Genomic DNA, 22,445 nt, shown 5'->3' with positions numbered 1-22,445 from the left:
ATTTTCGCGGCGGTGCTGCCGGTGATGGCGGGGCCATTCGAGGACGCGGTCGGCAAGTTCGCAAACGACGAATTCTCCGATACGGACGAGGCCGTGGGCGCGATCGCGACCAGCGGCAATCCGTTGGCTTTTCCCATCATCAGCGCCCTGCAGGACGGCCGGCTGATGGCCGATCCCGAGACCAAGAAAGTTTACGTCACCCAGCCCGACGGCAAGATCATCGATGCCGCGACCGGCGCGCCGGTCGCGAGCATTCCCGACAGCGCCGCCGCGGTTCGCCTCAACAACCGGCTGCGTCGCACCGTCGAGGCGGCGCTCGGTGGCCTGACCTTGCTGTCGCCGGATCCCGCCAAGCGGATTCAAGCTGCGCAGTCGGTGTTCAAGACCCATGACGAGACCATGCTGCCGGTGATCGACGGCGCGTTGGCGAAGGAAACCAACAAGGGTGCCAAGCTGGCCTTTACCGAAGCCCGCGCGGCGATTTTGCTGTTCAAGGCCGACGCCACTGACGCCGAGAAGCTCGAGGCGATTGCGACCATCAAGGCGCGGGGCGATCAGGAAGCGCTGGCGCTGCTGACTGGATTGGCCGCAGATCAGCCGCCGGCGATCGTGCGCGCCGCGGCCAATGCGACGTCGTCGATCCAGAGCAATCTGGCGCTGTGGTCGATCGTCCAGAACGGCTGGTACGGCCTGTCGCTGGGCTCGGTGCTGCTGCTCGCCGCGATTGGTCTCGCCATCACCTTCGGCGTGATGGGTGTCATCAACATGGCCCATGGCGAGATGGTGATGATCGGCGCTTACGTCACCTTCGTGGTGCAGCAGACCATCCGCACCAGCTATCCCGGGTTGTTCGATTATTCGTTGCTGATCGCGGTGCCGCTGGCCTTTATCGTCGCCGGCGCGATCGGCATCGTGATCGAGCGCACCATCATCCGCTTTCTCTATGGGCGGCCGCTGGAAACCCTGCTCGCGACCTGGGGCCTGTCGCTGGTGCTGCAGCAGGCGGTGCGCACCATGTTCGGTCCGACCAACCAGGAGGTCGGCAATCCCTCCTGGATGAGCGGCGCGTTCGAACTCGGACAGATCACCATCACCTACAACCGGCTGTGGATTCTCTGCTTCACGATGGCGGTGTTCGTCATCCTGCTGGCGATGCTGCGTTACACCGCCCTCGGACTGGAGATGCGCGCGGTGACGCAAAACCGCCGGATGGCCGCATCGATGGGGATCGCGACCTCGCGGGTGGATGCGCTGACCTTCGGGCTTGGCTCGGGCATCGCGGGGATTGCCGGCGTGGCGCTGTCGCAGATCGACAATGTCAGCCCCAACCTCGGCCAGAGCTACATCATCGATTCCTTTATGGTGGTGGTGTTCGGCGGTGTCGGTAATCTCTGGGGCACGCTGGTCGGCGCGTTCACGCTCGGCATCGCCAACAAGTTCCTGGAGCCGGTGGCTGGTGCGGTGCTTGGCAAGATCGCCATTCTGGTGCTCATCATCCTGTTCATTCAGAAACGCCCGCGCGGCCTGTTCGCGCTGAAGGGTCGGGCGGTGGAAGCATGATGCCGCACGTCCTCACGCGCTCGCTGGATCGCGCCGCGACCGTATTCCTGCTGGTGGTCGCCGCGGTCGGGATTCTGATCCCGCTGTCGAATCTGTTGTTGCCATCAGGCTCGATGTTCCAGGTGCCGACCTATCTGATGTCGCTGTTCGGCAAATATGTCTGCTACGCCATCCTGGCGCTCTCGATCGATCTGATCTGGGGTTATTGCGGCATTCTCTCGCTCGGCCATGGCGCGTTCTTCGCGCTCGGCGGCTATGCCATGGGCATGTATCTGATGCGCCAGATCGGCAGCCGCGGCGTCTATGGCAATCCCATTTTGCCTGACTTCATGGTGTTCCTGAATTATCCGAAGCTGCCCTGGTACTGGTACGGTTTTGACAGTTTCTGGTTCGCCGCGCTGATGGTGCTGCTGGTGCCGGGCTTGCTCGCCTTCTGCTTCGGCTGGCTGGCCTTTCGCTCCCGCGTCACCGGCGTCTATCTGTCGATCATCACCCAGGCGATGACCTATGCGTTGCTGCTGGCATTCTTCCGCAATGATTTCGGCTTCGGCGGCAATAACGGCCTGACCGATTTCAAGGATATTCTCGGCTTCAATGTGCAGGCGGAAAGCACGCGCGCGGCACTGTTCGCGCTGAGCTGTCTGGCGCTGATCTGCGGCTTCCTTTTGTGCCGCGCGGTGGTGACCTCGAAACTCGGCAAGGTCCTGATCGCGATCCGCGACGCCGAATCCCGCACGCGGTTCCTTGGTTATCGTGTGGAAACCTACAAGCTGTTCGTGTTCACGCTGTCAGCCTGCATGGCCGGTGTCGCCGGCGCGCTCTACGTGCCGCAGGTCGGCATCATCAATCCCGGTGAATTCGCGCCGGGCAATTCCATCGAAGCGGTGATCTGGGTCGCGGTCGGCGGCCGCGGCACGCTGATCGGCGCGGCACTGGGCGCGGTGGTGGTCAACTACGCCAAGACCGTGTTTACGTCAGGGCCGCTGGCGCCGTATTGGCTGTTCATGCTGGGCGCGCTGTTCATTCTGGTGACGCTGCTGCTGCCGAAAGGTATCGTCGGCACCTTCAACGCCTGGTGGGAGCCGTGGAAGGCGCAGCGCTCTTCGCCGAACGCCGAAAGTGCCGCGCGCGAAGACGGCGTCAGCGAACCCAAGATGGCGGAGTAAGCGGATGAACGTCAGGGACACCAGAGCCACTTCCGCATTGCTGTATCTGGACGGCGTGCATGTCTCGTTCGACGGCTTTCATGCCATCAACAATCTGTCGCTGACATTGGCGCCCGGTGAAATGCGCGCCATCATCGGCCCCAACGGCGCCGGCAAGACCACGATGATGGATATCATCACCGGCAAGACCAAGCCGGACGAGGGCGAGGTGCTGTTCGACGGCGTCACCGATTTGACGCGGCTCGACGAGACCAGAATCGCCGAACTCGGCATCGGCCGCAAATTCCAGAAGCCGACCGTGTTCGAAAGCCAGACCATCGAGGACAATCTGCTGCTGGCGCTCAACGTCGATCATCGCGTCAAGGGCACGCTGTTCTGGCGGGAAAGCAAAGCCGAATCCGAGCGGATCGAGAAAGTGCTGGAAACCATTCGCCTGACCGACGCGCGTGATCGGCTGGCCGGAAGCCTGTCGCACGGCCAGAAGCAATGGCTCGAAATCGGCATGCTGCTGGCGCAGGATCCGAAATTGCTGTTGGTCGACGAGCCCGTTGCCGGCATGACCGACGTGGAAACCCACCAGACCGCCGAGCTGTTGAAGGAAATCAATCGCGAGAAGACCATCATGGTGGTCGAGCACGATATGACGTTCGTTCGCGAACTCGGCGTCAAGGTGACCTGCCTGCATGAAGGCACCGTGCTGGCGGAGGGAACCATCGATCAGGTTTCGTCGAACGAGCGGGTGATCGAAGTATATTTGGGACGCTGACCGATGCTCGATGTAAAAGATATCAGCCTCTATTACGGCGCCGCGCAGGCGCTGCGCGGCGTCTCGATCTCGGCGGAGCCGGGCAAGGTGACCTGCGTGCTCGGCCGCAACGGCGTCGGCAAGACTAGCCTGTTACGCGCGATGGTCGGACAATATCCGATCGCCAGCGGTTCGATCACCTTCGACGGCACCGATATTTCCGGGCTCAAGCCGTATGAGCGGGCGCGGCGGGGCATCGGCTTCGTGCCGCAGGGCCGCGAGATTTTTCCGCTGCTGACGGTCGAGGAAAATCTCAAGACCGGCTTTGGTCCCTTGAAGCGTCAAGACCGCAATATTCCGGACGATGTGTTCTCGCTGTTTCCGGTGCTGCAATCGATGCTTGGCCGTCGTGGCGGCGATCTTTCCGGCGGTCAGCAGCAGCAACTCGCGATCGGCCGTGCGCTGGTGATGCGACCCAAGCTGTTGCTGCTCGACGAGCCGACCGAAGGCATCCAGCCGTCGATCATCAAGGACATCGGGCGCGCGATCACTTATCTGCGTAGTCTTGGCACCATCGCGATCGTGCTGGTCGAACAATATCTCGACTTTGCCTGCGAGCTCGGCGACAATTTCGCCGTCATGGACCGCGGCGCGGTGAAATACGCCTGCGACCGCAGCAAGCTCGATCCCAGCGAGATCAGCCGCCAGATGGCCTTGTAAAGTATTGTAAAGCGTAAGGCTTTGTGACGCGGCTGCGCGGGTTTGATGAGCGTTTGGGGGACGATGCGGACCGATATCACGAGCGCGACATCGGCGATTTTCGCCGCCAACCGGGCCCAGGGCGCGGTGGCCTTTGACGTGCATCAGGTCGAGGGCGTCACCCGCCGCCGCGAGCTTCATGAATCCGGCTCGCTGCGCGTGCGCTTTCCTTCGCCGGAGGCGGAGGGCCTTTCAGCCGTGTTCGTCAACACCGCCGGGGGCGTTGCCGGCGGCGATCGTTTTGACATCGACATCGCGACCGGCGAAGGCGCGCGTCTGGCGGTGACGACGGCGGCCGCGGAGAAAGTCTACCGCGCTTCCGGCGCGCCCTCGCAGCTCAATATCGCGCTGAAACTCGCGGCGGGATCGCATCTGGCGTGGCTGCCGCAGGAAACCATTCTGTTCGATCGCGCAGAAGTGTCGCGGCGGATCGATATCGATCTGGCGGAAAGTGCCTCGTTGTTGTTGTGCGAAATCGTGGTGTTTGGCCGCGCCGCGATGGGGGAGCGGATGTTGAGTGGTCAGTTCGTCGATCGTTGGCGGCTGCGGCGCGGCGGCCGGCTGGTGTTCGCCGAGACCGTCCGGCTCGACGGCGATATCGGCGAAAAACTTAAAGCTGGCGCGATTGCCAAAGGCGGCGTCGCTATCGGCACCGCGCTGATCGCGCCGGGCGATGAGGCCCTGGTGGAACGGATTCGCGAGTTGGGCGAATCCTTCGGTGGCGAGGTCGGCATCTCCTGCTGGAATGGGTTTGCAATGGCGCGCTTCTGTGCCCAAGATGCGGCCAGGCTGCGCGCCGATATGATGGCAGTGCTGGGCCGCGCCAGCGGCGCAGCGCTGCCAAGGCTTTGGTTAAACTAAAGGCTTTGGTTAAACTAGATCAGACTAATTAGAGTGCTCGCATGAATCTATCTCCCCGCGAAAAAGACAAGCTCCTGATTTCGATGGCCGCCATCGTCGCGCGCCGGCGACTGGAGCGCGGCGTCAAGCTTAACCATCCGGAAGCCATCGCGATCATCTCCGACTTCATCGTCGAGGGTGCGCGCGACGGCCGCACGGTTGCCGAACTGATGCAGGCCGGCGCCCAGGTCATTACTCGCGCACAGTGCATGGATGGCATTGCCGAGATGATCCACGACATCCAGGTCGAGGCGACGTTTCCCGACGGCACCAAGCTGGTCACCGTTCACGAGCCGATAAGATGACGTAGTCATTCCGGGGCGGCGCGAAGCGGCGAGCCCGGAATCTAGAGGATATTAATTTCGAGATTCCGGGTTCGATGCTGCGCATCGCCCCGGAATGACAGAGGAGGAAAGATGATCCCCGGCGAACTCTTCATCCAGGACGGCGAGATCGAACTCAACGCCGGCCGCAAGACTGTCACGCTGACGGTCGCGAATTCCGGCGACCGGCCGATCCAGGTCGGCTCGCACTATCATTTCTTCGAAACCAATCCGGCGCTGAAATTCGATCGCAAGAAGGCGCGCGGCATGCGGCTCGATATCGCGGCCGGCACCGCGGTGCGGTTCGAGCCCGGCCAGACCCGCGACGTGCAACTCGTGGCACTCGCCGGCAAGCGCGTCGTCTACGGCTTCCGCGGCGACGTGATGGGGAAGCTGTGAACATGTTGAAAGTCGGGGCCTGATATGTCCGTAAAAATCAAACGTTCCGTCTATGCCGACATGTTCGGGCCCACCACGGGCGATCGGGTGCGGCTGGCCGACACCGACCTGATCATCGAGGTCGAGAAGGATTTCACGACCTACGGCGAGGAGGTGAAGTTCGGCGGCGGCAAGGTGATCCGCGATGGCATGGGCCAATCGCAAGTCACCAACAGGCAGGGCGCGGCCGATACCGTCATCACCAACGCGCTGATCGTCGATCACTGGGGGATCGTGAAGGCCGACGTCGCCATCAAAGAGGGTTACATCAGCGCGATCGGCAAGGCCGGCAATCCCGACATCCAGCCCGGCGTGACCATCGTGATCGGGCCCGGCACCGACATCATCGCGGGCGAGGGCAAGATCCTCACCGCGGGCGGTTTCGACAGCCATATCCATTTCATCTGTCCGCAGCAGATCGAGCACGCGCTGATGTCGGGCGTCACCTCGATGCTGGGCGGCGGCACCGGCCCGTCGCACGGCACCTTTGCGACGACCTGCACGCCCGGTCCGTGGCACATGGCGCGGATGATCCAGTCGTTCGATGCGTTCCCGGTCAATCTCGGCATTTCCGGCAAGGGCAACGCCTCGCGTCCGGCCTCGCTGGTGGAGATGATCAACGCCGGCGCCTGCGCGCTCAAGCTGCATGAGGATTGGGGCACCACACCTGCCGCAATCAACAATTGCCTCAACGTCGCCGACGATCACGACGTCCAGGTGATGATCCATTCCGATACGCTCAACGAGTCGGGCTTCGTCGAGGATACGGTCAAGGCTTTTAAAGGCCGCACCATCCACGCCTTCCACACCGAAGGCGCCGGCGGCGGTCACGCGCCTGATATCATCAAGATCGCGGGCCTGAAGAACGTGCTGCCGTCCTCGACCAATCCGACGCGGCCGTTCACCCGCAACACTATCGACGAGCATCTGGACATGCTGATGGTCTGTCATCACCTCGATCCCTCGATCGCCGAGGATCTGGCGTTCGCCGAAAGCCGCATCCGCAAGGAAACCATCGCCGCCGAAGATATCCTGCATGATCTCGGCGCGCTCTCGATGATGTCGTCGGATTCGCAGGCGATGGGCCGGCTCGGCGAAGTCATCATCCGGACCTGGCAGACCGCCGACAAGATGAAGAAGCAGCGCGGCTCGCTGCCGCAGGACAAGGGCAACAACGACAATTTTCGCGTCAAGCGCTACATCGCCAAATACACCATCAATCCCGCAATCGCGCATGGCGTATCTAAGCTGATCGGCTCGGTGGAAAAAGGCAAGCTCGCCGATCTCGTGCTGTGGTCGCCGGCGTTCTTCGGCGTCAAACCCGAATGCGTCATCAAGGGCGGCTCGATTGTCGCCGCACCGATGGGCGATCCCAACGCGTCGATCCCCACGCCGCAGCCCGTGCATTACCAGCCGATGTTCGCCGCGTTCGGCAAATCGCTGACGGCGTCGTCGGTGGTGTTTTCTTCCAAATCGGCTGTCGCGTCGGGGCTGGCAAAGAAGCTCGGCATCGACAAGAAGCTTTATGCGGTCGAAAACACCCGTGGCGGCATCTCGAAAAAGAGCATGATCCACAACGGCGCGACGCCGAAAATCGAGGTCGATCCGGAGACCTATGAGGTGCGCGCCGACGGCGAACTCCTGACCTGCGCGCCCGCCGAGGTGCTGCCCATGGCGCAGCGTTATTTCATGTTCTAAACTCATTCCCGGTATCTAAAGCCAGAACAAAAGACCGGGAGGATTCCGTGATTTACGTTGTTGCCACATTAACCGTGAAGCCTGAAACGCGCGCCGAATTCATTGCGGGCGCCACCGCCTGCATCAAGGAAACCCGCAAGGAGAAGGGCAATATCGCCTACGACATGCACGAAAGCGTCACCGATCCCTCGAAAATGGTGTTCGTCGAACAATGGGAAGATGCCGAAGCGCTGGTGCCGCATCGCGCCGCCGATCACATGAAGGCGTTCGGCCGGATCGCGGCGCAATGCCTGACCGCGCCGCCCAAAATCGAGGTCATTACGCCGGCCAAGGTCGACATTCGTTGATCGGGAAATCAGCACCATGATCCGCGCCACGCAAGTCCGTAGCCTGCATCGCTGGAGTGAGCCGCCGGCGGATACAATCGTGCTCGATTTCGACGATCGTCATCGCCGGCGCATGGCGATGACGGGCACGCGCGGGCTCGAATTCCTGCTCGATCTGGAGCACGCCACCGTGCTGCGCGGCGGCGATGCGCTGGTGCTCGACGATGGCCGGCTGGTCGAGGTCGTCGCGGCGCCGGAGCCTTTGATCGAGATCCGTGGCGCCGATCCGCAACACCTGGTCCGGATCGCCTGGCATCTCGGCAACCGCCATCTGCCGACGCAGATTACGGCGCGCGGTCTGCGCATTCGGCGTGACCATGTCATCGAGGCGATGGTGAAGGGATTGGGCGCGCGCGTGATCGAAATCGAATCGCCGTTCGATCCCGAAGGCGGCGCTTATGCCGAAGGCGGCCACGCGCACGCGCCTGAAAGCCCCCCGCACGACCACGCGGCGCATGGTCATTCCCATGACCACGCAGGCCACGATCATAAAGCCCACGATCATGGTCATCATCACCACGATGATCATGATCACGGCCATCACCACCATGATTCCGGTCATGTCCATGACGAGCATTGCGGGCATGACCATCATCACGGCCATTCCCATGCTCATGACCACAAATAAACCGCCGCGGCCTCGGCGCCGCGCGGCGGGGGCGGTGGATGCGGTGGTCGACGCCGTTGCGAACGATCCGGTCGTCGAGGTCCAGATCAGCCAGAGCGAAATGCCGGATAATGAAGCCGCGGCGCTGTACCGGCTGATGACCTGGCTGTCGCCGTCGTTTCCAGTCGGCGCGTTCTCCTATTCCAGCGGCATCGAATGGGCGGTTGAAGCCGGCGATATCGTCGACGCAGCTCCGTTAAGGGACTGGCTGGCGTCGATGCTGGCGGACGGTTCCGGATTTTGCGACGGCATTTTTCTGGCACAGGCGCATCGCGCCGCCTCGTCTGGCGATACCAGCGGCCTGCGCGATATCGCCGAACTCGCAGCCGCGTTCGTCCCTTCGCGCGAGCGCCATCTGGAAACCTCGGCGCAGGGACGCGCCTTCATCGATATCATCAGGGCGGCCTGGAATTGCGACGGGCTGGATCAACTGGTCTCGGCTTGCGACGGTGCGATCGTTTATCCCGTCGCGGTCGGTCTCGTCAGTGCGGCGCATGCGATCCCGCTGGCGCCTACGATGCATGCTTTCCTGCATTCGCTGGTTTCGAACTGGATCTCTGCCGGTGCCCGACTGGTGCCGCTCGGCCAAACCGACTGCCAGCGCGTGCTGGCGCAGCTTGAACCGATCGTGGTCTCCACCGGCAAACGCGCGCTGGAAGCTTCACTCGACGATCTCGGCAGCGCCACCTTCCGCGCCGATCTCGCCAGCATGCGGCACGAAACGCAGTATACGCGGTTGTTCAGGTCATGAAGATACGTGCGATGCACTCAATATTTAACGCGTCGTCGCTGCGCCCGTGCGCAATTGCGCACTAGGCATGGACGACAATAGAGAAAGAACGCCTGACATGCCCAGCTCTCATCATGGCCCGCTTCGGATCGGCATCGGCGGTCCCGTCGGATCCGGCAAGACCGCGTTGATGGACCTGCTCTGCAAATCGATGCGGGAGCGCTACGACATCGCGGCGATCACCAACGACATCTACACCAAATGGGATGCGGAGTTCCTGGTGCGTTCGGGCTCGCTGACGCCCGATCGCATCGCCGGCGTCGAGACCGGTGGTTGCCCGCATACCGCGATCCGCGAGGACGCCTCGATGAATCTCGCCGCGGTGGCCGACATGCGCGCGAAATTTCCCGGTCTCGATGTGGTGCTGATCGAATCCGGCGGCGATAACCTTGCCGCGACATTTTCGCCTGAACTCGCCGATCTGACGATCTATGTGATCGACGTCGCGGCCGGCGACAAGATCCCCTCCAAGGGCGGCCCCGGCATCACCCGGTCCGATCTTCTGGTGATCAACAAGATCGATCTGGCGCCCTATGTCGGCGCATCCCTCGAAAAGATGGATACCGACGCCAAACGGATGCGCGGCGAGCGGCCGTTTGTGATGACCAACCTGAAAAAAAGCGAAGGTCTCGACCGCATCATCGGCTTCATCGAAGCCAAGGGCGGCCTTCGCCCGGCGGCAAAGGCCAAGGTGAGCTAGGTGCATGTGATTCCGGGGCGATGCGAAGCATCGAACCCGGAATCTCGAGATTCCGGGTCTGGTCCTTCGGACCATCCCGGAATGACGGAGTTCTAATCTAAGCGGCGGAAAAATTCTCCACGCCTCCCCCGGAACAAAATCCGTCCACTGCCGTTGCCATCCTCTGTTCCTGCCGGTAGATCGCAGCCACACGGCTCTTCTGGCCCGGTTCTTGTTGCGTTAACTTCTTGTCGCCAACCGCGGTTGCGTATCGATGTTCGCTCCTCCATTATGCCGCGGCGTTGGCCCTCATTTTGTTTCGACGTGTTGCCGGTGCAGCGGTCGCCAAGTGCTTCTTCATCTTCTTCGCCAACTCCTCATTTTTGAGTAAGCGAGTGGTTCGGCTGGGTTTCATCACAGGCTTTATTGCGCTGATCGGAATACTGCTTTCCGGTCTGGCGGCTTATCGCGTCCACGATCAGGAATTGACGGTCGACCGCATCGCGCTGGCGCGCGCGATCGACGTCCATGCCAGTCTGGTTCAGGACCGGCTGACCGAACGGGAATTGCTGGCGCGCGTCGCGTCAGGCCTGTTCCATGCGCCTTCCGTCATCGAGTCCGATATGCTGCAGCCGCTGCGAGCCTCGATCTACGCCTTCAAGACCGACTTCGTGGTCGCGGGCTGGGTCGCGCGGTTGCAGGCCGACGAGTTGGACGCGGCGCGCACCGAACTCATGAGTGCCGGGTTTCCGAACCCGACGGTCCGCAACTACAATGATGCGCCGCTCGACAAGCCGTCTCTCGAACGGCCGATCGACGTGCTGCTGGACGTTGAGCCCCGCAAGCCGGAGACGATGGCTTTTGCCGGCCGTTCCCTCGACCAGCATCCGGTACTGGGACCGATGCTCACTCAAGTCCTGACCGATGGAAAGCCGGCGGCGTCCGATCCTCTGCCGCTGCTGCAACCGGACGGGCCGATCGGTCTTGTGCTTGCCGCGCCTGTGATGCAGCAGGGCAACCCTCAGCCGGTAGGCTTTGTAACCTTTTCCTATGAGCTCGCGCCGCTGATGCTGACCAACGACGATCTGTCGCTGTTCTCGGTGGTGCTTAAAGACCCGCGCAGCGAGGACGGCGAGTTGATTGCGAACGATCATGGCGTCGTCACCTCGCGCACCGCCAACCGGCAGGGTCCGGCACCATCAGTCACGCGCGCGGTGACGTTTGGCGGCCGTGACTGGACGCTCGGTTATTATGCCAAGACCAACGCGGTGGTGCGGGCGCGGCAGACTGCCACCATCGTGGCCGCCATCGGCCTCGCGCTGACTTCCATCGTCTGCGGCCTGTTCGGCTATGTCGCCTATAACAATCTGCGGCTCAGCCGTGAAATCCAGGTCCGGATCGGCTTCGAGCGGCGATTGACCGCGGTGATCGACGAACTCAATCATCGCGTAAAGAACATCCTGGCGGTGATCCAGTCGATCGTCACGCGCACGTTGCGCCATGGCTCCGATATCGATGTCGCCCGTGAACTGCTGATTGGCCGGATTCACGCGATGTCGAACGTTGTTTCCCTGCTCAGTGAAAGCCAGTGGCAGGGCGTGAAACTGAAAGGCCTGTTCGAGGCCCGCGCGATCCCGCATGCCGAGCGTATCGCGGTCAGCGGTCCCGATATCACCGTCAGCGCGCGGGCGGCGCAGTCGCTGTCGCTATTGTTCTTTGAACTGGCGTCGCATTCCGACGAGGGGCTGTCGCTGGTCGGCAAGCATCCTCACATCGTCGCGCATTGGGAAGTGAACGGCGAAGATCCCGAGTTTATCTTTCATTTCCGCTGGGAAGAATTCAACACCAGCGAGGCGACCCGCCGCCAGGACAGCGATTTCGGCGTCATCCTGCTGGATCGCGTGGCGCCGGAAGCGCTCGGCGGCACGTCGAAGCGGTATTTTACCGATGTGAGTTACGTGTATGAACTCACCGCGCCGATGGAGACCGTGATCGACATGACGGAACGCGACCGCACCGAGCAGTTATCGGCGCCGTTGAAGAAGACAAAATAGGGTTCACGCCGCGTTCGTCATTGCGAGCGCCAGCGAAGCAATCCAAAATACGCAAAACTCTATCAACGTCGTCCCGGCCTTGAGCCGGGACCCATAACCACAGTCGTTTATAATTGGAGCGAAGTCGTCCAACAGCCTTCTCCATCGAGAAGCCGCGGCGTATGGGTCCCGGCTCAAGGCCGGGACGACGACTGTTGGGTGTTCAAGCAGGACCTGCTTGCAGCTAACCCCTACCCCCCGCTGCCGCCGATCACGGCACGGACGGTTTCGTCGGGACCGAAATCCTCGGCGCCATCGACATACAGCAGCGCCGAGAGTTTCGAGCGCGCGCGGTTGACGCGGCTCTTGATGGTGCCGACCGCGCAGCCGCAGATCGCAGCGGCGTCCTCGTAGGAGAAACCGGAGGCGCCGACCAGGATCAGCGCTTCACGCTGGTCCTGCGGAAGCTTTTCGAGCGCCGCGCGGAATTCCTCGAACTCCAGATGCGCGCTTTGCGCCGGCTGGGTCTTGAGGGTCTTGGCATAGCTGCCGTCGGCATCCTCAACCTCGCGCCGCCGTTTCCGATAGTCGGATCGGAACAGGTTGCGCAAAATCGTGAACAGCCACGCCGGCAGATTGGAGCCGGGCTGGAACGAGTCGATGTTGGCCAGTGCGCGCAGCAGGGTTTCCTGCACCAGATCGTCGGCGCGGTCACCATTGCCGCTGAGTGAGATCGCAAACGCGCGCAAGCTCGGAACCGACGCCAGAATGTCGTCGCGGAGTGAATCTGTGAGAGGCATTATTCCCCTCCATTATTTTTATCGCCCGCATTCCCCAATTGGGGATTAGCCTCGGGCACATCAAGCTTTCGGATCAGTTCGGCGAACCGGTCCGGAACTCCCTGCCGCACGACATCGTCGTACATGGCCCGGAGCTGGTGGCCGATTCTCGACTGAATCTCGGCGTTGAGGCCGCCCTGCTTTTTTTCCTTCATGACCTGTTCCACGTTTCCCCGAGAGTTAAGTCACTGTAATTCAATGAATATTTATTTGGCTGACCCCCTCGGGGGCGGCCTATCTCGCAAACCTAATTCCAGATCGGGCCGAAAGTTCCGCAATTAGATGGAACTTTCGCGAGGCTCGGGCGTAAACAGGCAGATCAAGGGGAACCCGGGTCACCCCAGTGAAATGTTTTGGCCCAAAGTACTTTGAACAAGGATGGAGTGGGGATGTCCCGATCACAGCTCGTTGCTGAACATTTACCGTTGTTGCGGCGCTATGCCCGGGCCCTGACGGGAAACCAGGCGTCGGGCGACGCCTATGTCGGCGCCATGCTTGAAGCATTGCTTCAGGACCCCTCCCTGCTCGATGAGCAGCATGGGCCCCGCGTCGGGCTGTTCCGGCTGTTCACCCAGATCTGGAATTCGGTCTCGCTCAACGACGACCCCGATGTGACGACGCTGCCGATGCCGCCGGAGCGGAGGCTGTCGAATATCACGCCGCTGCCGCGCCAGGCCTTCCTGCTGCTGTCGCTGGAGGGTTTTTCCGAGGAAGAAGTGTCGTTCATTCTCGGCACTGAAGTGACCGAGACCCGCAAGCTCGCCGATACCGCGGGCCGCGAAATGGCCGCCGAAATCGCCACCGATGTGCTGATCATCGAGGACGAGACGTTCATCGCGATGGACCTCGAAAGCCTGGTGAAGAATCTCGGCCACAACGTCATCGGCGTTGCCCGCACTCACATCGACGCGGTCGCGCTCGCCAAGAACAAGAAGCCCGGCCTGATCCTGGCCGACATTCAGTTGGCCGATGGCAGCTCGGGCCTCGACGCGGTCAACGAACTCCTCAAAACCTTCGAAGTCCCGGTGGTGTTCATCACCGCCTATCCCGAGCGCTTCCTGACCGGCGAACGCCCCGAGCCGGCGTTCCTGATCTCCAAGCCGTTCCAGCCCGCGATGGTCTCCGCCGTCGCCAGCCAGGCGCTGTTCTTCCAGCGCAATTCGCGCAACCGGGCGCCGAGAGTCGCTTGAAGCGTGGCGTAATCGCTACGTAACTGCTGTGATGCGAAATTAATCCGGCGCGCTTTAAAGGCGCGCCGGATTTGTTTGTCCGCCTTCGATGGCGTAGGGCTGCCCGCTGGCTAATCGCGCGTCTGGATGGACCGCACGCCGTCGAATTAGCAACTTGTCAACGTCATTCGTGTTTTCTCATCGCGGAGGATCGAATGATGATGTCACGAGTTGTTGCCCTGCTGCTTGGCGCGTTCGCGCTCGCCAGCTGCTGCATGACCGGCCAGGGTTGTTACGCGCCGGTTTCAACCGCATCTTTCCCGTTCGAGCCCTCGGGTCCTGCCAATGACGCAGACCCCGATGCGCCCCGGAAAAAAGTGGCGCAAAAACCTGCGGCGCCGAAACCGACCCAGCAGTCCTCGGTCCAAAAGCTTCCGCTGGATGATTTGCCGAACGCGACCGCCGCCCAACGAAATGCCATGGCTCAAGATGGTGGCCAGCCGACACAAGAGGGCGGCAAATGGGAAGATCAGCAGGCCGCCGATCGGGAAGCGGATGCCAGGCTGAGCAGCCAGCTAAAGATCTGCCGCGGTTGCTAGACCAGAACGTCTCCGCGTGAGACGGCGCTGTGGGCGGCTGGGACATCTCAGCCAAAAAAAGCAGGGCGCGGATGGCATCACCACACCCGCGCCCTACGTCGCCGGTCAATGGGGCAGGGGGGATGACCGGCTGCCGGGATGACGCAAAGGCCCCCTGACTCGTTCCAATCAAACCAATATTTTTTCGTACACGGTTAAGTGATTGCTGCTCCCGCGGAACCGCGCGGTTCCGCTCGCGTTGCTTGATTGGATCGCCATGGGGCGATGGATCGACAGGCGGGCGCGTCATGCCACAGCTATCCAGGGGAGTTTCGATTGGCGTTTTGAGTGCAGTCGCGGTGTCGTTGACGTTCGGCGCTGCACAATTTGCAATGGGACGCGATCTTTCCATCAATCCGCAGGACCGTTTGCAGCAGTCCATGGAAGATCTGGCGACCAGCGGGACGGCCATCAATCGCGCCGCGAAGACCGACCGTGCGACTGGCGTTGCAGGATCTCCGGCGCAGTCGAGGACGATAATGCTTCGGCCGCAAGGTCAGCCCGATACGTCGGTGCTGCTCCGCATCCCGGTGGCCCAGGCGGCGCGCAAGGGTTTAGCGCCGTCGTTGACGAAATCCCCCGACCGCAAGATGGCAGTCGCTTGTGAGCCCATGGTCAGCGTGCTGAGCGAAGTCGCCAAGCTGCTGCAGCCGGGCCGCTGCGTGACCTGAGAGTTGCTGCGTAGGGTGGGCAAAGGCGCGCTTGCGCCGTGCCCCCATCTGTCTCATGAGCAAGGTGTCGGACACGCGGAGCCTGCCATCGGGCGCGCATCCGTACGATCCGTCGGCTTTGCCCACCCTGTGATTCACGTTTTTCTCGTTGCGCGCAAAATCTAATTTCTCGAAGCGGATCAACGCGATTTGGGGTGTCCAGATCGCACGCCAAAAATATTCCGTTTCGCAGCACCCCCAAATCAAATGTAAAATCGCGCCGTCCCGCCTCATAAGAGGGGCGTTTCGCGATCGTCACGGACGTGAGGCGGGATGCGGTGGACGCGGACGCGCCTTTGACGAATGGCGTGTGATGCGGACGGCGAAGTCGTGTGGTCCTGACGCCTCGACGCTGGCGTCAAGTTCCTGAGAAGCAAGCTTCTCAGGGATGACGGTGGCAAAAGAGCCCGATCGCCGGGGAGAGCGCGAAGTAAGCCGTAAACCATTGCGCGGGGAATGCCGGGTGTTTTCGGTGTGACCTGACTAACGCGTGTGCCTTCTGCCCTCTACCTTCGCACATGCGGCGGTGGGCGCACTGGGCGCCCGGCATTCCCTGCGCCCTCTGAAGGGAGGGCGGGAGTTTCTTGCACAACTCGGGCGCTGTGCGTCGCGGGAATGCGAAGCTGTATCTGCCGTCATTGCGAGCGCAGCGAAGCAATCCACTCTTACTTCCTTGTTGCTCCATGGATTGCTTCGCTGCGCTCGCAATGACGATCTGAAAATGTTGTGCCGTGGCTGTTTGAAATTCGAATCTGTGAAAATTTCCCGATCTGTGGCCCACCCACAACTCGTCGTCCCGGCGAAGGCCGGGACCCATAACCACCGGCAGTTATTGTACCGATGGTATTGGCAGTTCTGCTTTATCGAGGGATCACGCGGTATGGGTCCCGGCCTTCGCCGGGACGACGCGCAAGCCGACTACTCCGCCGGCGCATCCGCCTCATTGGGCTGCGCATTCCGGCTCGCCAGAAATCCCAGCGCCAGGCCGCCGACCGCCAGGATCGGGACCAGCCTCTTGATGCCGATGGTGCGGATCACCTGAAGGCCTGCGGCGACCACCATGGGATCGGCGAAGGCGGTCTGCATGGCGGACTTTGCCGTCTGCTTCGCGCGTTCCTTCACGCTGTTCTTGCGCACGATGTAGCAGATCGCGGTGATTAGCGCGAAGATCACGAATACACCGGCGCCGGCCACGCAGGCTTCGATCAGCCCGTAATTTTGCAGCACATAGACAAACGCCGCGGCGCAGAGAAAGCAGGTCGCGATGATCAGGGCCAGGCCCGTCGCCAAGGCGAGCGATGTCAGCCGCAGCGCGAGACCGGTCGATTCCTTGAAATCATCGATCATACGGCCAATCATCGGGACGCCTCGTTTCAATTAAAAAATGGCAAATTAAAAATATAATCCGTTCGGCATGCGCCTCTCGCGCGAGAGTTTTCTCGCGCGCAACGCACATCTCGCACGCGTTACCGGCGCCAGGTCGCGCCGATCAGGAAGCCGAGCCCGAGCGCGAGTCCGACGGTCGCGAGCGGACGCTGCGTAATCACGTCTTCCAGCGTTTCCTCGATCGACGAAGCTGCGTCCTGTGCGGCATCCATCATCGCGCCGCCGCGTTCGGAGAGGTCGTCCACGGCGGAATCGACATTGGCGCGGGCCTGCTTGTAGCCGCGGCGCGCCTGCTTTTGCGCGCTGCCGGCGAACGAATTGAGCGCATCGGTGATCTGATCGGTGAGGGCTGCGATATCGTTTTTCACGGCTGCTACATCCTTTTCGAGACGATTCTGAAGATTCTCTGCCTGAAGATTCTTGTCCTGAATTTCTCGGGCAGCTTTGTCCGCCAGATTTTTCATTCCAAATTCGCCATCTGTACTCGACATCAAAAGCTCCCGGCTGCCAGAGTTGGATACATGGCCAACGTCCATTTTTGCCGGAAGTTCCCTTGCGGGAAACCCGATTAGTCTGCGGGTAAATTCGGAGAGTTTGGCGGCCATAAATGCTCCTTCAGGATCAGGGCCACGATCAACAACGGCGACGACAGAAAGCCGCCCATCGGTCCCCACAGCCAGGTCCAGAATGCGAGCGCCATGAACACGGCGAGCGCATTGAGTTCGAGGCGCCGCCCGATGATGGTGGGTGTGACAAAATGCCCCTCGATGAAGGTCAGTCCGACAAAGGCCAGCGATGCGATCAGCCCCGTGCCGATGGTCGGGAACGCGACCACGCCGACCACGCTCAGGATCACGAACATCGCGACCGGGCCGATGATGGGGAAGAAATTCAAGGTCGCGGCCAGCGCGCCGAGACCGGCTGGATTGGGCATGCCGGTAATCGCGCAAATGAGACCGGTCGCCGCACCGACGCCGAAATTGATCATGGTGACGGTCAACAGATACCCGCCAAGCTGCTCCTCGATGGCGTTGAGTATCCGCAAAGTGCGCAGCCGGGAATCGTGCCCGGTGAAGTTCATGATCAGCGCGCGGCGCAGGTCGCGCCAGCTTGCGATGAACAATACCAGTGTGGCGAAGAACAGCAGGAATTCCGTAAAGGTCGGGGAGAGGAATTCGACCGCGGGCTGCACCCACTCGAATTTCGGCATCTGGAACGTGGTGGATGAAAAGGCGTCGGACCCGCCGAGCATGGTCTGCAATTCCTGCCACAGCGCCAGTGGCCGGTCGAACACGTGCAACTTTTCCCGCAGCAGCGAGCCGAGTTCCGGCAGGCGGTTGCGCCATTCCATCAGGGGCGACGAGATCAGGCCGACGATGAAAGCCACACCGGCGCCGACCGCGCATACGATCAGCACCGCCGCGACGGCGCGGGGAATCCGATGCCGCTCAAGGAATCCGGCGGCCGGCGACAACATGGTGCCGACGATGAAGGCGGCGACGACCGGGAGAAAGAACGCCTTTGCGAGGAAGAGAACGGCGACGACGGTGATCAGCAAGAGCGAGATCAGCGCAAAGGCGACGACCTCCGCGCGGCGAATGACCGGCGGCAGATCAGTCTGGCTGTCAGGCAAGGGCGTACCGGTCGTCTGGACGGGAAGAACACGCAATTGGTTTCACCCATAACTCTCGCCGCCACACTTCCCGCACAACTGCTGCGGTGCGCCAAAGTTCCATCGCCGAAACGTGAAGCCTGCGGTGCTTGACAGTGTCAGGTGTATTTAGGTCGCAGCGGGAACCGGTTCGCCCCGGTCGCGTTTGTTGGTGCAGAGCATCACCACGATGCGCATCGCAGGGGCAGCCCATGACACAGATACTCGCAAGCATCCGCAGGCCATCGCCGCGCGCGACCAGCGCGCTTGTTATCGCCGGGGCATTGTTGCTGACGCCCTTTGTCAGTGCGGCGAATGCGCAGGCTCCCGGCCAGGTGCGAGCCCCCGGGCAGGCGTATGGCTACGCCCTGCAGGATCCGTCAGACGATGTGACACTCGCCCCCAGCAATCCCGCGCTGGATCAAGGCGATGCGTATGTGCTTCCGGAGCGGCTGCGCCGCGCCAATGTAGCGCTCGATACCCGCGAAGCGCCGGGCACCGTGATTATCGATACCGGCAACACCGCGCTTTACTACGTGCTCGGTCAGGGCCGCGCCATTCGCTACGGCGTCGGCGTCGGGCGCGAAGGATTTACGTGGTCTGGCGTGCAGACCATCACCCGCAAGGCGGAGTGGCCGGATTGGCATCCGCCGGCGCAGATGATCGCGCGCCAGCCCTATCTGCCGCGCTTCATGGCGGGTGGCCCGGGCAATCCGCTCGGTGCGCGGGCGATGTATCTCGGCTCCAGCGAATATCGCATCCACGGCACCAATAATCCCTCGACCATCGGGACGTTCGTTTCCTCCGGCTGCATTCGCCTGACCAATGAAGACGTCGCTGACCTGTTCAGCCGCGTCGATGTCGGCACCAAAGTGGTGGTGCTGCCGAAGAACGCCCCGCATCTCGAGGCCAGCAGGACGGTCGTTGGATCGGCTGCCACCCGGCCGGTCGCGGCGCAGGCGCGTCCTGTCGTGACAACGCTACCGTCCGGCCGTCAGGCGATGAACCTTTCTGGTTCGTCGCTGTACTGAAGGTAGAGCCCCTTCATGGGAGGCGAGCATGGTCGGAAGATCAGCAAGACTGGCGTTAGGCGCGGCCGCGCTGTCGATCGCGTCGATGTCGGCGCCTGCGGCGCAGGCGGAGGATTTTCTCTCCGCCCTGTTCGGCGCGTTCGCCCGACCGCCGGCTCCCTCGACCCCGCTGCCGTTTGCCGGCGAAGGTAGCAATTCCGGCCAGGAAAGTTTTCTCCCGCGTCCGCGCGCCAATTATTCCGGCGGCTCTCTGGCCTATTGCGTGCGTGGTTGCGACGGGCGCTATTTCCCGATTACGGCCTCCGACAATCAGAGCCGGGTGGCTTCCTGCAACAGCTTCTGCCCGGCCGGCGATACCAAGGTGGTCTATGGCAGCAGCATCGACAATGCCGTGACCGAGACCGGAAAGCCCTATTCCGAACTGCCCAATGCATTCCGCTATCGCACCGAGATGGTCGCGGGCTGCACGTGTAATGGCAAGGATCAGGTCGGCCTCGCGCCGGTCCCGGTCGAAAACGATCCGACCCTTCGCAAGGGTGACATTGTCGCCGGGAATAACGGGCTGATGGTCGCTGGCCGTGGTGCCGACAAACGCGGCGCGTCGCTGAACCTGTCGCCGGCTTCGGAAGCGGTGCGCGCGCGTTATCAGCGTGTGCCGGTAGTAGCGACGGAGTGATTCCCCGTCATTGCCGGGCTTGACCCGGCAATCCATCAATTTCGAAAAACGTTTCTGAAGAGTGATGGATGCCCGGGTCAAGCCCGGGCATGACGAGCTTTAACTAGGCCGCCCGAATCTTGCTCAGAAACTCCGTAACCTGGCTGCCGAGCTGATGGCTCTGCGTCTCCAGCGTCTGCGAGGCGCGTTTGACGTTGTCGGCTGCGGCGGCTGCCGCATCCGCGTCGGTTTTGACGCCGCTGATATTCTCCGAGACGTTCTTGGTGCCCTGCGCGGCATGTTGCGTGCTGCGCGTGATTTCCTGGGTGGCGGCGCCCTGTTCTTCGACCGCGGCGGCGATCGCGGTTGCGACCTCGTTGACCTCGCCGATGATACTGCCGATGCCTTTGATGGCGTCGATCGCATCGCCGGCCACTTTTTGGATGTCGGCGATCTGTTCGGAAATTTCGTCGGTCGCTTTCGCAGTCTGGCTGGCCAGCGATTTGACCTCGGACGCCACCACGGCAAAGCCTCTGCCGGCTTCGCCGGCGCGGGCCGCCTCAATGGTCGCATTCAGCGCCAGCAGGTTGGTCTGCGCGGCGATGGAATTGATCAACCCGACCACCTCGCCGATCCGGCCGGCGGTTTTGGCCAGCCCCTGCACCGTGCCATCGGTCTCCTGCGCGCTTTTGACCGCACGGCTGGCGATCCCGGCGGCGTGCGAGGCCTGCCGGCTGATGTCGTCGATCGATGCACTGAGTTCGACCGAGGCCGAAGCCACGCTTTCGACGCTCATCGAGGCTTCACCAGAGGCCCGCTCGGCGACCTGAACCCGCGTATTGGTCTGGCTGGAAACCGCCGACAAATCCGCCGATGTGGTTCGCATCTGGCCGGAGGCGTCATCCAGTTGGCCCAGCGTCTGGCGCACCATGGTCTCGAATTCGCCGACATAGGTTTCGATGGCGCGCTGGCGCGCGGTGGCGCCGGCGTTGCGTTCACGCTCCTGCGCTTCGATCTGGAGCTTGTCGACGGCTTGCTGCTTGAAGGTGTCCAATGCGCCGGCGAGCGCGCCGATCTCGTCCTGGCGTTGCGCATATCCGGTATCGACGGTCAGATCGCCGCCGGCCACTTTCAACATGGCGTCGCGGATCGTGTGCAGCGGCCGGATCACGCGACGGGTGACCGCGATCATGGTGCCGACGGTCAGCGCCAGCGCCGAAGCCAGCAGGACCAGTTGCAGGATCAGCGAGCGCTCGGCCTTGGCGTGCTGGGCGCGCGTATACTCCCGCGCGGCATCCAGCGCGCGTTCGGCGACGGCGACGGCCGCGCCCATACGCCCGACGGTGTAGGGGCTCCACTGGCTGGCGGTCATCTCAGGCTTTTCGCCTGATATCAGCGCGTTCAGCAGCCGGTCGCGAAGGCCCAGATATTGCGGATCGAAATAGGCGATCTTCGCCTGCGCCATCGCCTCGACCAATTGCGGCGGCAACTGCGTTCCCGATTGCACGGTCTCGAGCGCGTTCCACGCGCCTTCGACGCGGCCGATATGTTTGGTATAGGTTTGACGGGCGTCGGCAGCGACATGGCCGGATCCCAGCCCGACCGATATCATCAGCGAGGTTTCGCCGGCGCTGTTGCGCAGCAGCCAGGCGACCTGCTTGATCATCAGCAGCTGGTCGATCACTGCATCATTGTGGTTCACGGCGGCGGCGAGCCGGATCGAGACCTTGTCCATGGTCTCGAGCAACGCACCGGTGACGTCCATATATTCCTTGGCAAGCGCCGGGCGGCGTGAAGCTTTCGGCTTGTGCATCGCGTCCCAGGACTCGGCTTCCAGCGCCGTCATCGACTGAATCAGCCGGTTCAATTCCGGCGCCAGCGTCTTCTGATCGGCGAATTCGACGGAATCGAGCACCGCGGCCGCGGCCCGCATTGCGGGCATCTGGGCATCGCGTCCCTCGCGCAAATATTTATCGATGTCCGGCTGCACCAGCGCGTCATCGTTCAGGGTGCGGGAGGTGGTCGCCCGGTCGCTGCGCAGATTGTGCATCGCCTTGAAGAGATTCGATGAAGCGTCCGCGACCACCGCGATCCGGCCGGTCGTGGTGAGCCGGTCCCAGGAATCCCAGGCGCTGACGCAGAGCAGTGCAATCACACAGGTCGACATCAATACGACGACGGATTGGATCAGCGACGACACCGTCAGACGGTTCAGCATTAGA

24 protein-coding genes are annotated in these 22,445 nt (G+C 62.2%); 18 read left to right on the top strand and 6 right to left on the bottom strand.

What is annotated here, in order from left to right:
• Positions 1-24 precede the first annotated feature (24 nt).
• The 13 genes from urtB to HB676_RS25910 all read left to right on the top strand — a co-directional run bounded on the left by urtB (position 25) and on the right by HB676_RS25910 (position 12,165).
• Positions 25-1,560, top strand: coding sequence for an urea ABC transporter permease subunit UrtB (urtB, locus tag HB676_RS25970; RefSeq protein ID WP_213741390.1), 1,536 nt, complete (start codon positions 25-27; stop codon positions 1,558-1,560).
• Positions 1,557-2,726 (top strand): urea ABC transporter permease subunit UrtC, encoded by a 1,170-nt coding sequence (gene urtC / locus HB676_RS25965; RefSeq protein ID WP_213741319.1) that lies wholly within the window; start codon positions 1,557-1,559, stop codon positions 2,724-2,726. The genes urtB and urtC overlap by 4 nt, the downstream gene beginning before the upstream one ends.
• Before the next feature lie 4 nt (positions 2,727-2,730).
• Positions 2,731-3,492 (top strand): urea ABC transporter ATP-binding protein UrtD, encoded by a 762-nt coding sequence (gene urtD / locus HB676_RS25960; protein ID WP_213741318.1) that lies wholly within the window; start codon positions 2,731-2,733, stop codon positions 3,490-3,492.
• Between the two features lie 3 nt (positions 3,493-3,495).
• Complete coding sequence (gene urtE, locus HB676_RS25955) at positions 3,496-4,191, top strand: urea ABC transporter ATP-binding subunit UrtE (RefSeq protein WP_213741317.1); 696 nt, start codon at positions 3,496-3,498, stop codon at positions 4,189-4,191.
• Between the two features lie 63 nt (positions 4,192-4,254).
• Positions 4,255-5,091, top strand: a complete 837-nt coding sequence (locus tag HB676_RS25950; RefSeq protein ID WP_213741316.1) for an urease accessory protein UreD — start codon at positions 4,255-4,257, stop codon at positions 5,089-5,091.
• Between the two features lie 41 nt (positions 5,092-5,132).
• On the top strand, positions 5,133-5,435 hold the full coding sequence (locus HB676_RS25945) for an urease subunit gamma (protein WP_213741315.1): 303 nt from the start codon (positions 5,133-5,135) through the stop codon (positions 5,433-5,435).
• A 111-nt stretch (positions 5,436-5,546) separates the two neighbouring features.
• Positions 5,547-5,852 (top strand): urease subunit beta, encoded by a 306-nt coding sequence (locus HB676_RS25940; protein WP_213741314.1) that lies wholly within the window; start codon positions 5,547-5,549, stop codon positions 5,850-5,852.
• A 24-nt stretch (positions 5,853-5,876) separates the two neighbouring features.
• Positions 5,877-7,589 carry an urease subunit alpha gene (gene ureC / locus HB676_RS25935; protein WP_213741313.1) on the top strand — a complete coding sequence of 571 codons (1,713 nt, stop codon included), beginning with the start codon at positions 5,877-5,879 and terminating at the stop codon, positions 7,587-7,589.
• Positions 7,590-7,636: 47 nt separating this feature from the next.
• Positions 7,637-7,936, top strand: coding sequence for an antibiotic biosynthesis monooxygenase (locus tag HB676_RS25930; RefSeq protein WP_213741312.1), 300 nt, complete (start codon positions 7,637-7,639; stop codon positions 7,934-7,936).
• Between the two features lie 16 nt (positions 7,937-7,952).
• Positions 7,953-8,603, top strand: coding sequence for an urease accessory protein UreE (locus tag HB676_RS25925; RefSeq protein ID WP_213741311.1), 651 nt, complete (start codon positions 7,953-7,955; stop codon positions 8,601-8,603).
• A 100-nt stretch (positions 8,604-8,703) separates the two neighbouring features.
• Positions 8,704-9,393 carry an urease accessory protein UreF gene (locus HB676_RS25920; protein ID WP_249780482.1) on the top strand — a complete coding sequence of 230 codons (690 nt, stop codon included), beginning with the start codon at positions 8,704-8,706 and terminating at the stop codon, positions 9,391-9,393.
• 97 nt (positions 9,394-9,490) lie between these two features.
• A complete protein-coding gene (ureG, locus tag HB676_RS25915) occupies positions 9,491-10,132 on the top strand; it encodes an urease accessory protein UreG (RefSeq protein WP_213741310.1) in 642 nt (213 codons plus the stop codon).
• 374 nt (positions 10,133-10,506) lie between these two features.
• On the top strand, positions 10,507-12,165 hold the full coding sequence (locus HB676_RS25910) for an HWE histidine kinase domain-containing protein (RefSeq protein WP_213741309.1): 1,659 nt from the start codon (positions 10,507-10,509) through the stop codon (positions 12,163-12,165).
• A gap of 230 nt (positions 12,166-12,395) precedes the next feature.
• Here the strand turns inward: HB676_RS25910 and HB676_RS25905 are convergent, their stop codons facing one another.
• On the bottom strand, positions 12,396-12,944 hold the full coding sequence (locus HB676_RS25905; protein ID WP_213741308.1) for a sigma-70 family RNA polymerase sigma factor: 549 nt from the start codon (positions 12,942-12,944) through the stop codon (positions 12,396-12,398).
• Entirely contained in the window at positions 12,944-13,138 is a 195-nt protein-coding gene (locus tag HB676_RS25900; RefSeq protein ID WP_213741307.1) for a NepR family anti-sigma factor, read from the bottom strand. Before HB676_RS25900 ends, HB676_RS25905 begins: the two co-directional genes overlap by 1 nt.
• A 234-nt stretch (positions 13,139-13,372) precedes the next feature.
• Here HB676_RS25900 and HB676_RS25895 point away from each other — a divergent pair, with 234 nt between their 5' ends.
• From HB676_RS25895 to HB676_RS25885, 3 genes are all read left to right on the top strand, one after another.
• The gene (locus tag HB676_RS25895; protein WP_213741306.1) at positions 13,373-14,173 is read left to right on the top strand and encodes a response regulator; all 801 of its coding nucleotides are present in this window, start codon (positions 13,373-13,375) and stop codon (positions 14,171-14,173) included.
• Between the two features lie 194 nt (positions 14,174-14,367).
• Complete coding sequence (locus tag HB676_RS25890; protein WP_213741305.1) at positions 14,368-14,751, top strand: hypothetical protein; 384 nt, start codon at positions 14,368-14,370, stop codon at positions 14,749-14,751.
• A 287-nt stretch (positions 14,752-15,038) separates the two neighbouring features.
• Positions 15,039-15,461, top strand: a complete 423-nt coding sequence (locus HB676_RS25885) for a hypothetical protein (protein ID WP_213741304.1) — start codon at positions 15,039-15,041, stop codon at positions 15,459-15,461.
• A 957-nt stretch (positions 15,462-16,418) separates the two neighbouring features.
• Here the strand turns inward: HB676_RS25885 and HB676_RS25880 are convergent.
• From HB676_RS25880 to HB676_RS25870, 3 genes are all read right to left on the bottom strand, one after another.
• A complete protein-coding gene (locus HB676_RS25880) occupies positions 16,419-16,859 on the bottom strand; it encodes a hypothetical protein (RefSeq protein WP_213741303.1) in 441 nt (146 codons plus the stop codon).
• Positions 16,860-16,966: 107 nt separating this feature from the next.
• Complete coding sequence (locus HB676_RS25875; protein WP_213741302.1) at positions 16,967-17,377, bottom strand: DUF883 family protein; 411 nt, start codon at positions 17,375-17,377, stop codon at positions 16,967-16,969.
• A 77-nt stretch (positions 17,378-17,454) separates the two neighbouring features.
• A complete protein-coding gene (locus HB676_RS25870; protein ID WP_213741301.1) occupies positions 17,455-18,555 on the bottom strand; it encodes an AI-2E family transporter in 1,101 nt (366 codons plus the stop codon).
• Between the two features lie 194 nt (positions 18,556-18,749).
• Here HB676_RS25870 and HB676_RS25865 point away from each other — a divergent pair, with 194 nt between their 5' ends.
• Positions 18,750-19,568, top strand: a complete 819-nt coding sequence (locus tag HB676_RS25865) for a L,D-transpeptidase (RefSeq protein ID WP_213741300.1) — start codon at positions 18,750-18,752, stop codon at positions 19,566-19,568.
• Positions 19,569-19,596: 28 nt separating this feature from the next.
• Entirely contained in the window at positions 19,597-20,244 is a 648-nt protein-coding gene (locus HB676_RS25860) for a DUF2865 domain-containing protein (protein WP_213741299.1), read from the top strand.
• A 103-nt stretch (positions 20,245-20,347) separates the two neighbouring features.
• Here HB676_RS25860 and HB676_RS25855 read toward each other — a convergent pair whose 3' ends face one another.
• A complete protein-coding gene (locus HB676_RS25855; RefSeq protein ID WP_213741298.1) occupies positions 20,348-22,441 on the bottom strand; it encodes a methyl-accepting chemotaxis protein in 2,094 nt (697 codons plus the stop codon).
• Positions 22,442-22,445: the final 4 nt, after the last annotated feature.

Source organism: Bradyrhizobium sp. dw_411, assembly GCF_018449695.1.
Lineage (GTDB): Bacteria > Pseudomonadota > Alphaproteobacteria > Rhizobiales > Xanthobacteraceae > Bradyrhizobium.
This window is presented reverse-complemented; position numbering and strand designations above follow the sequence as displayed.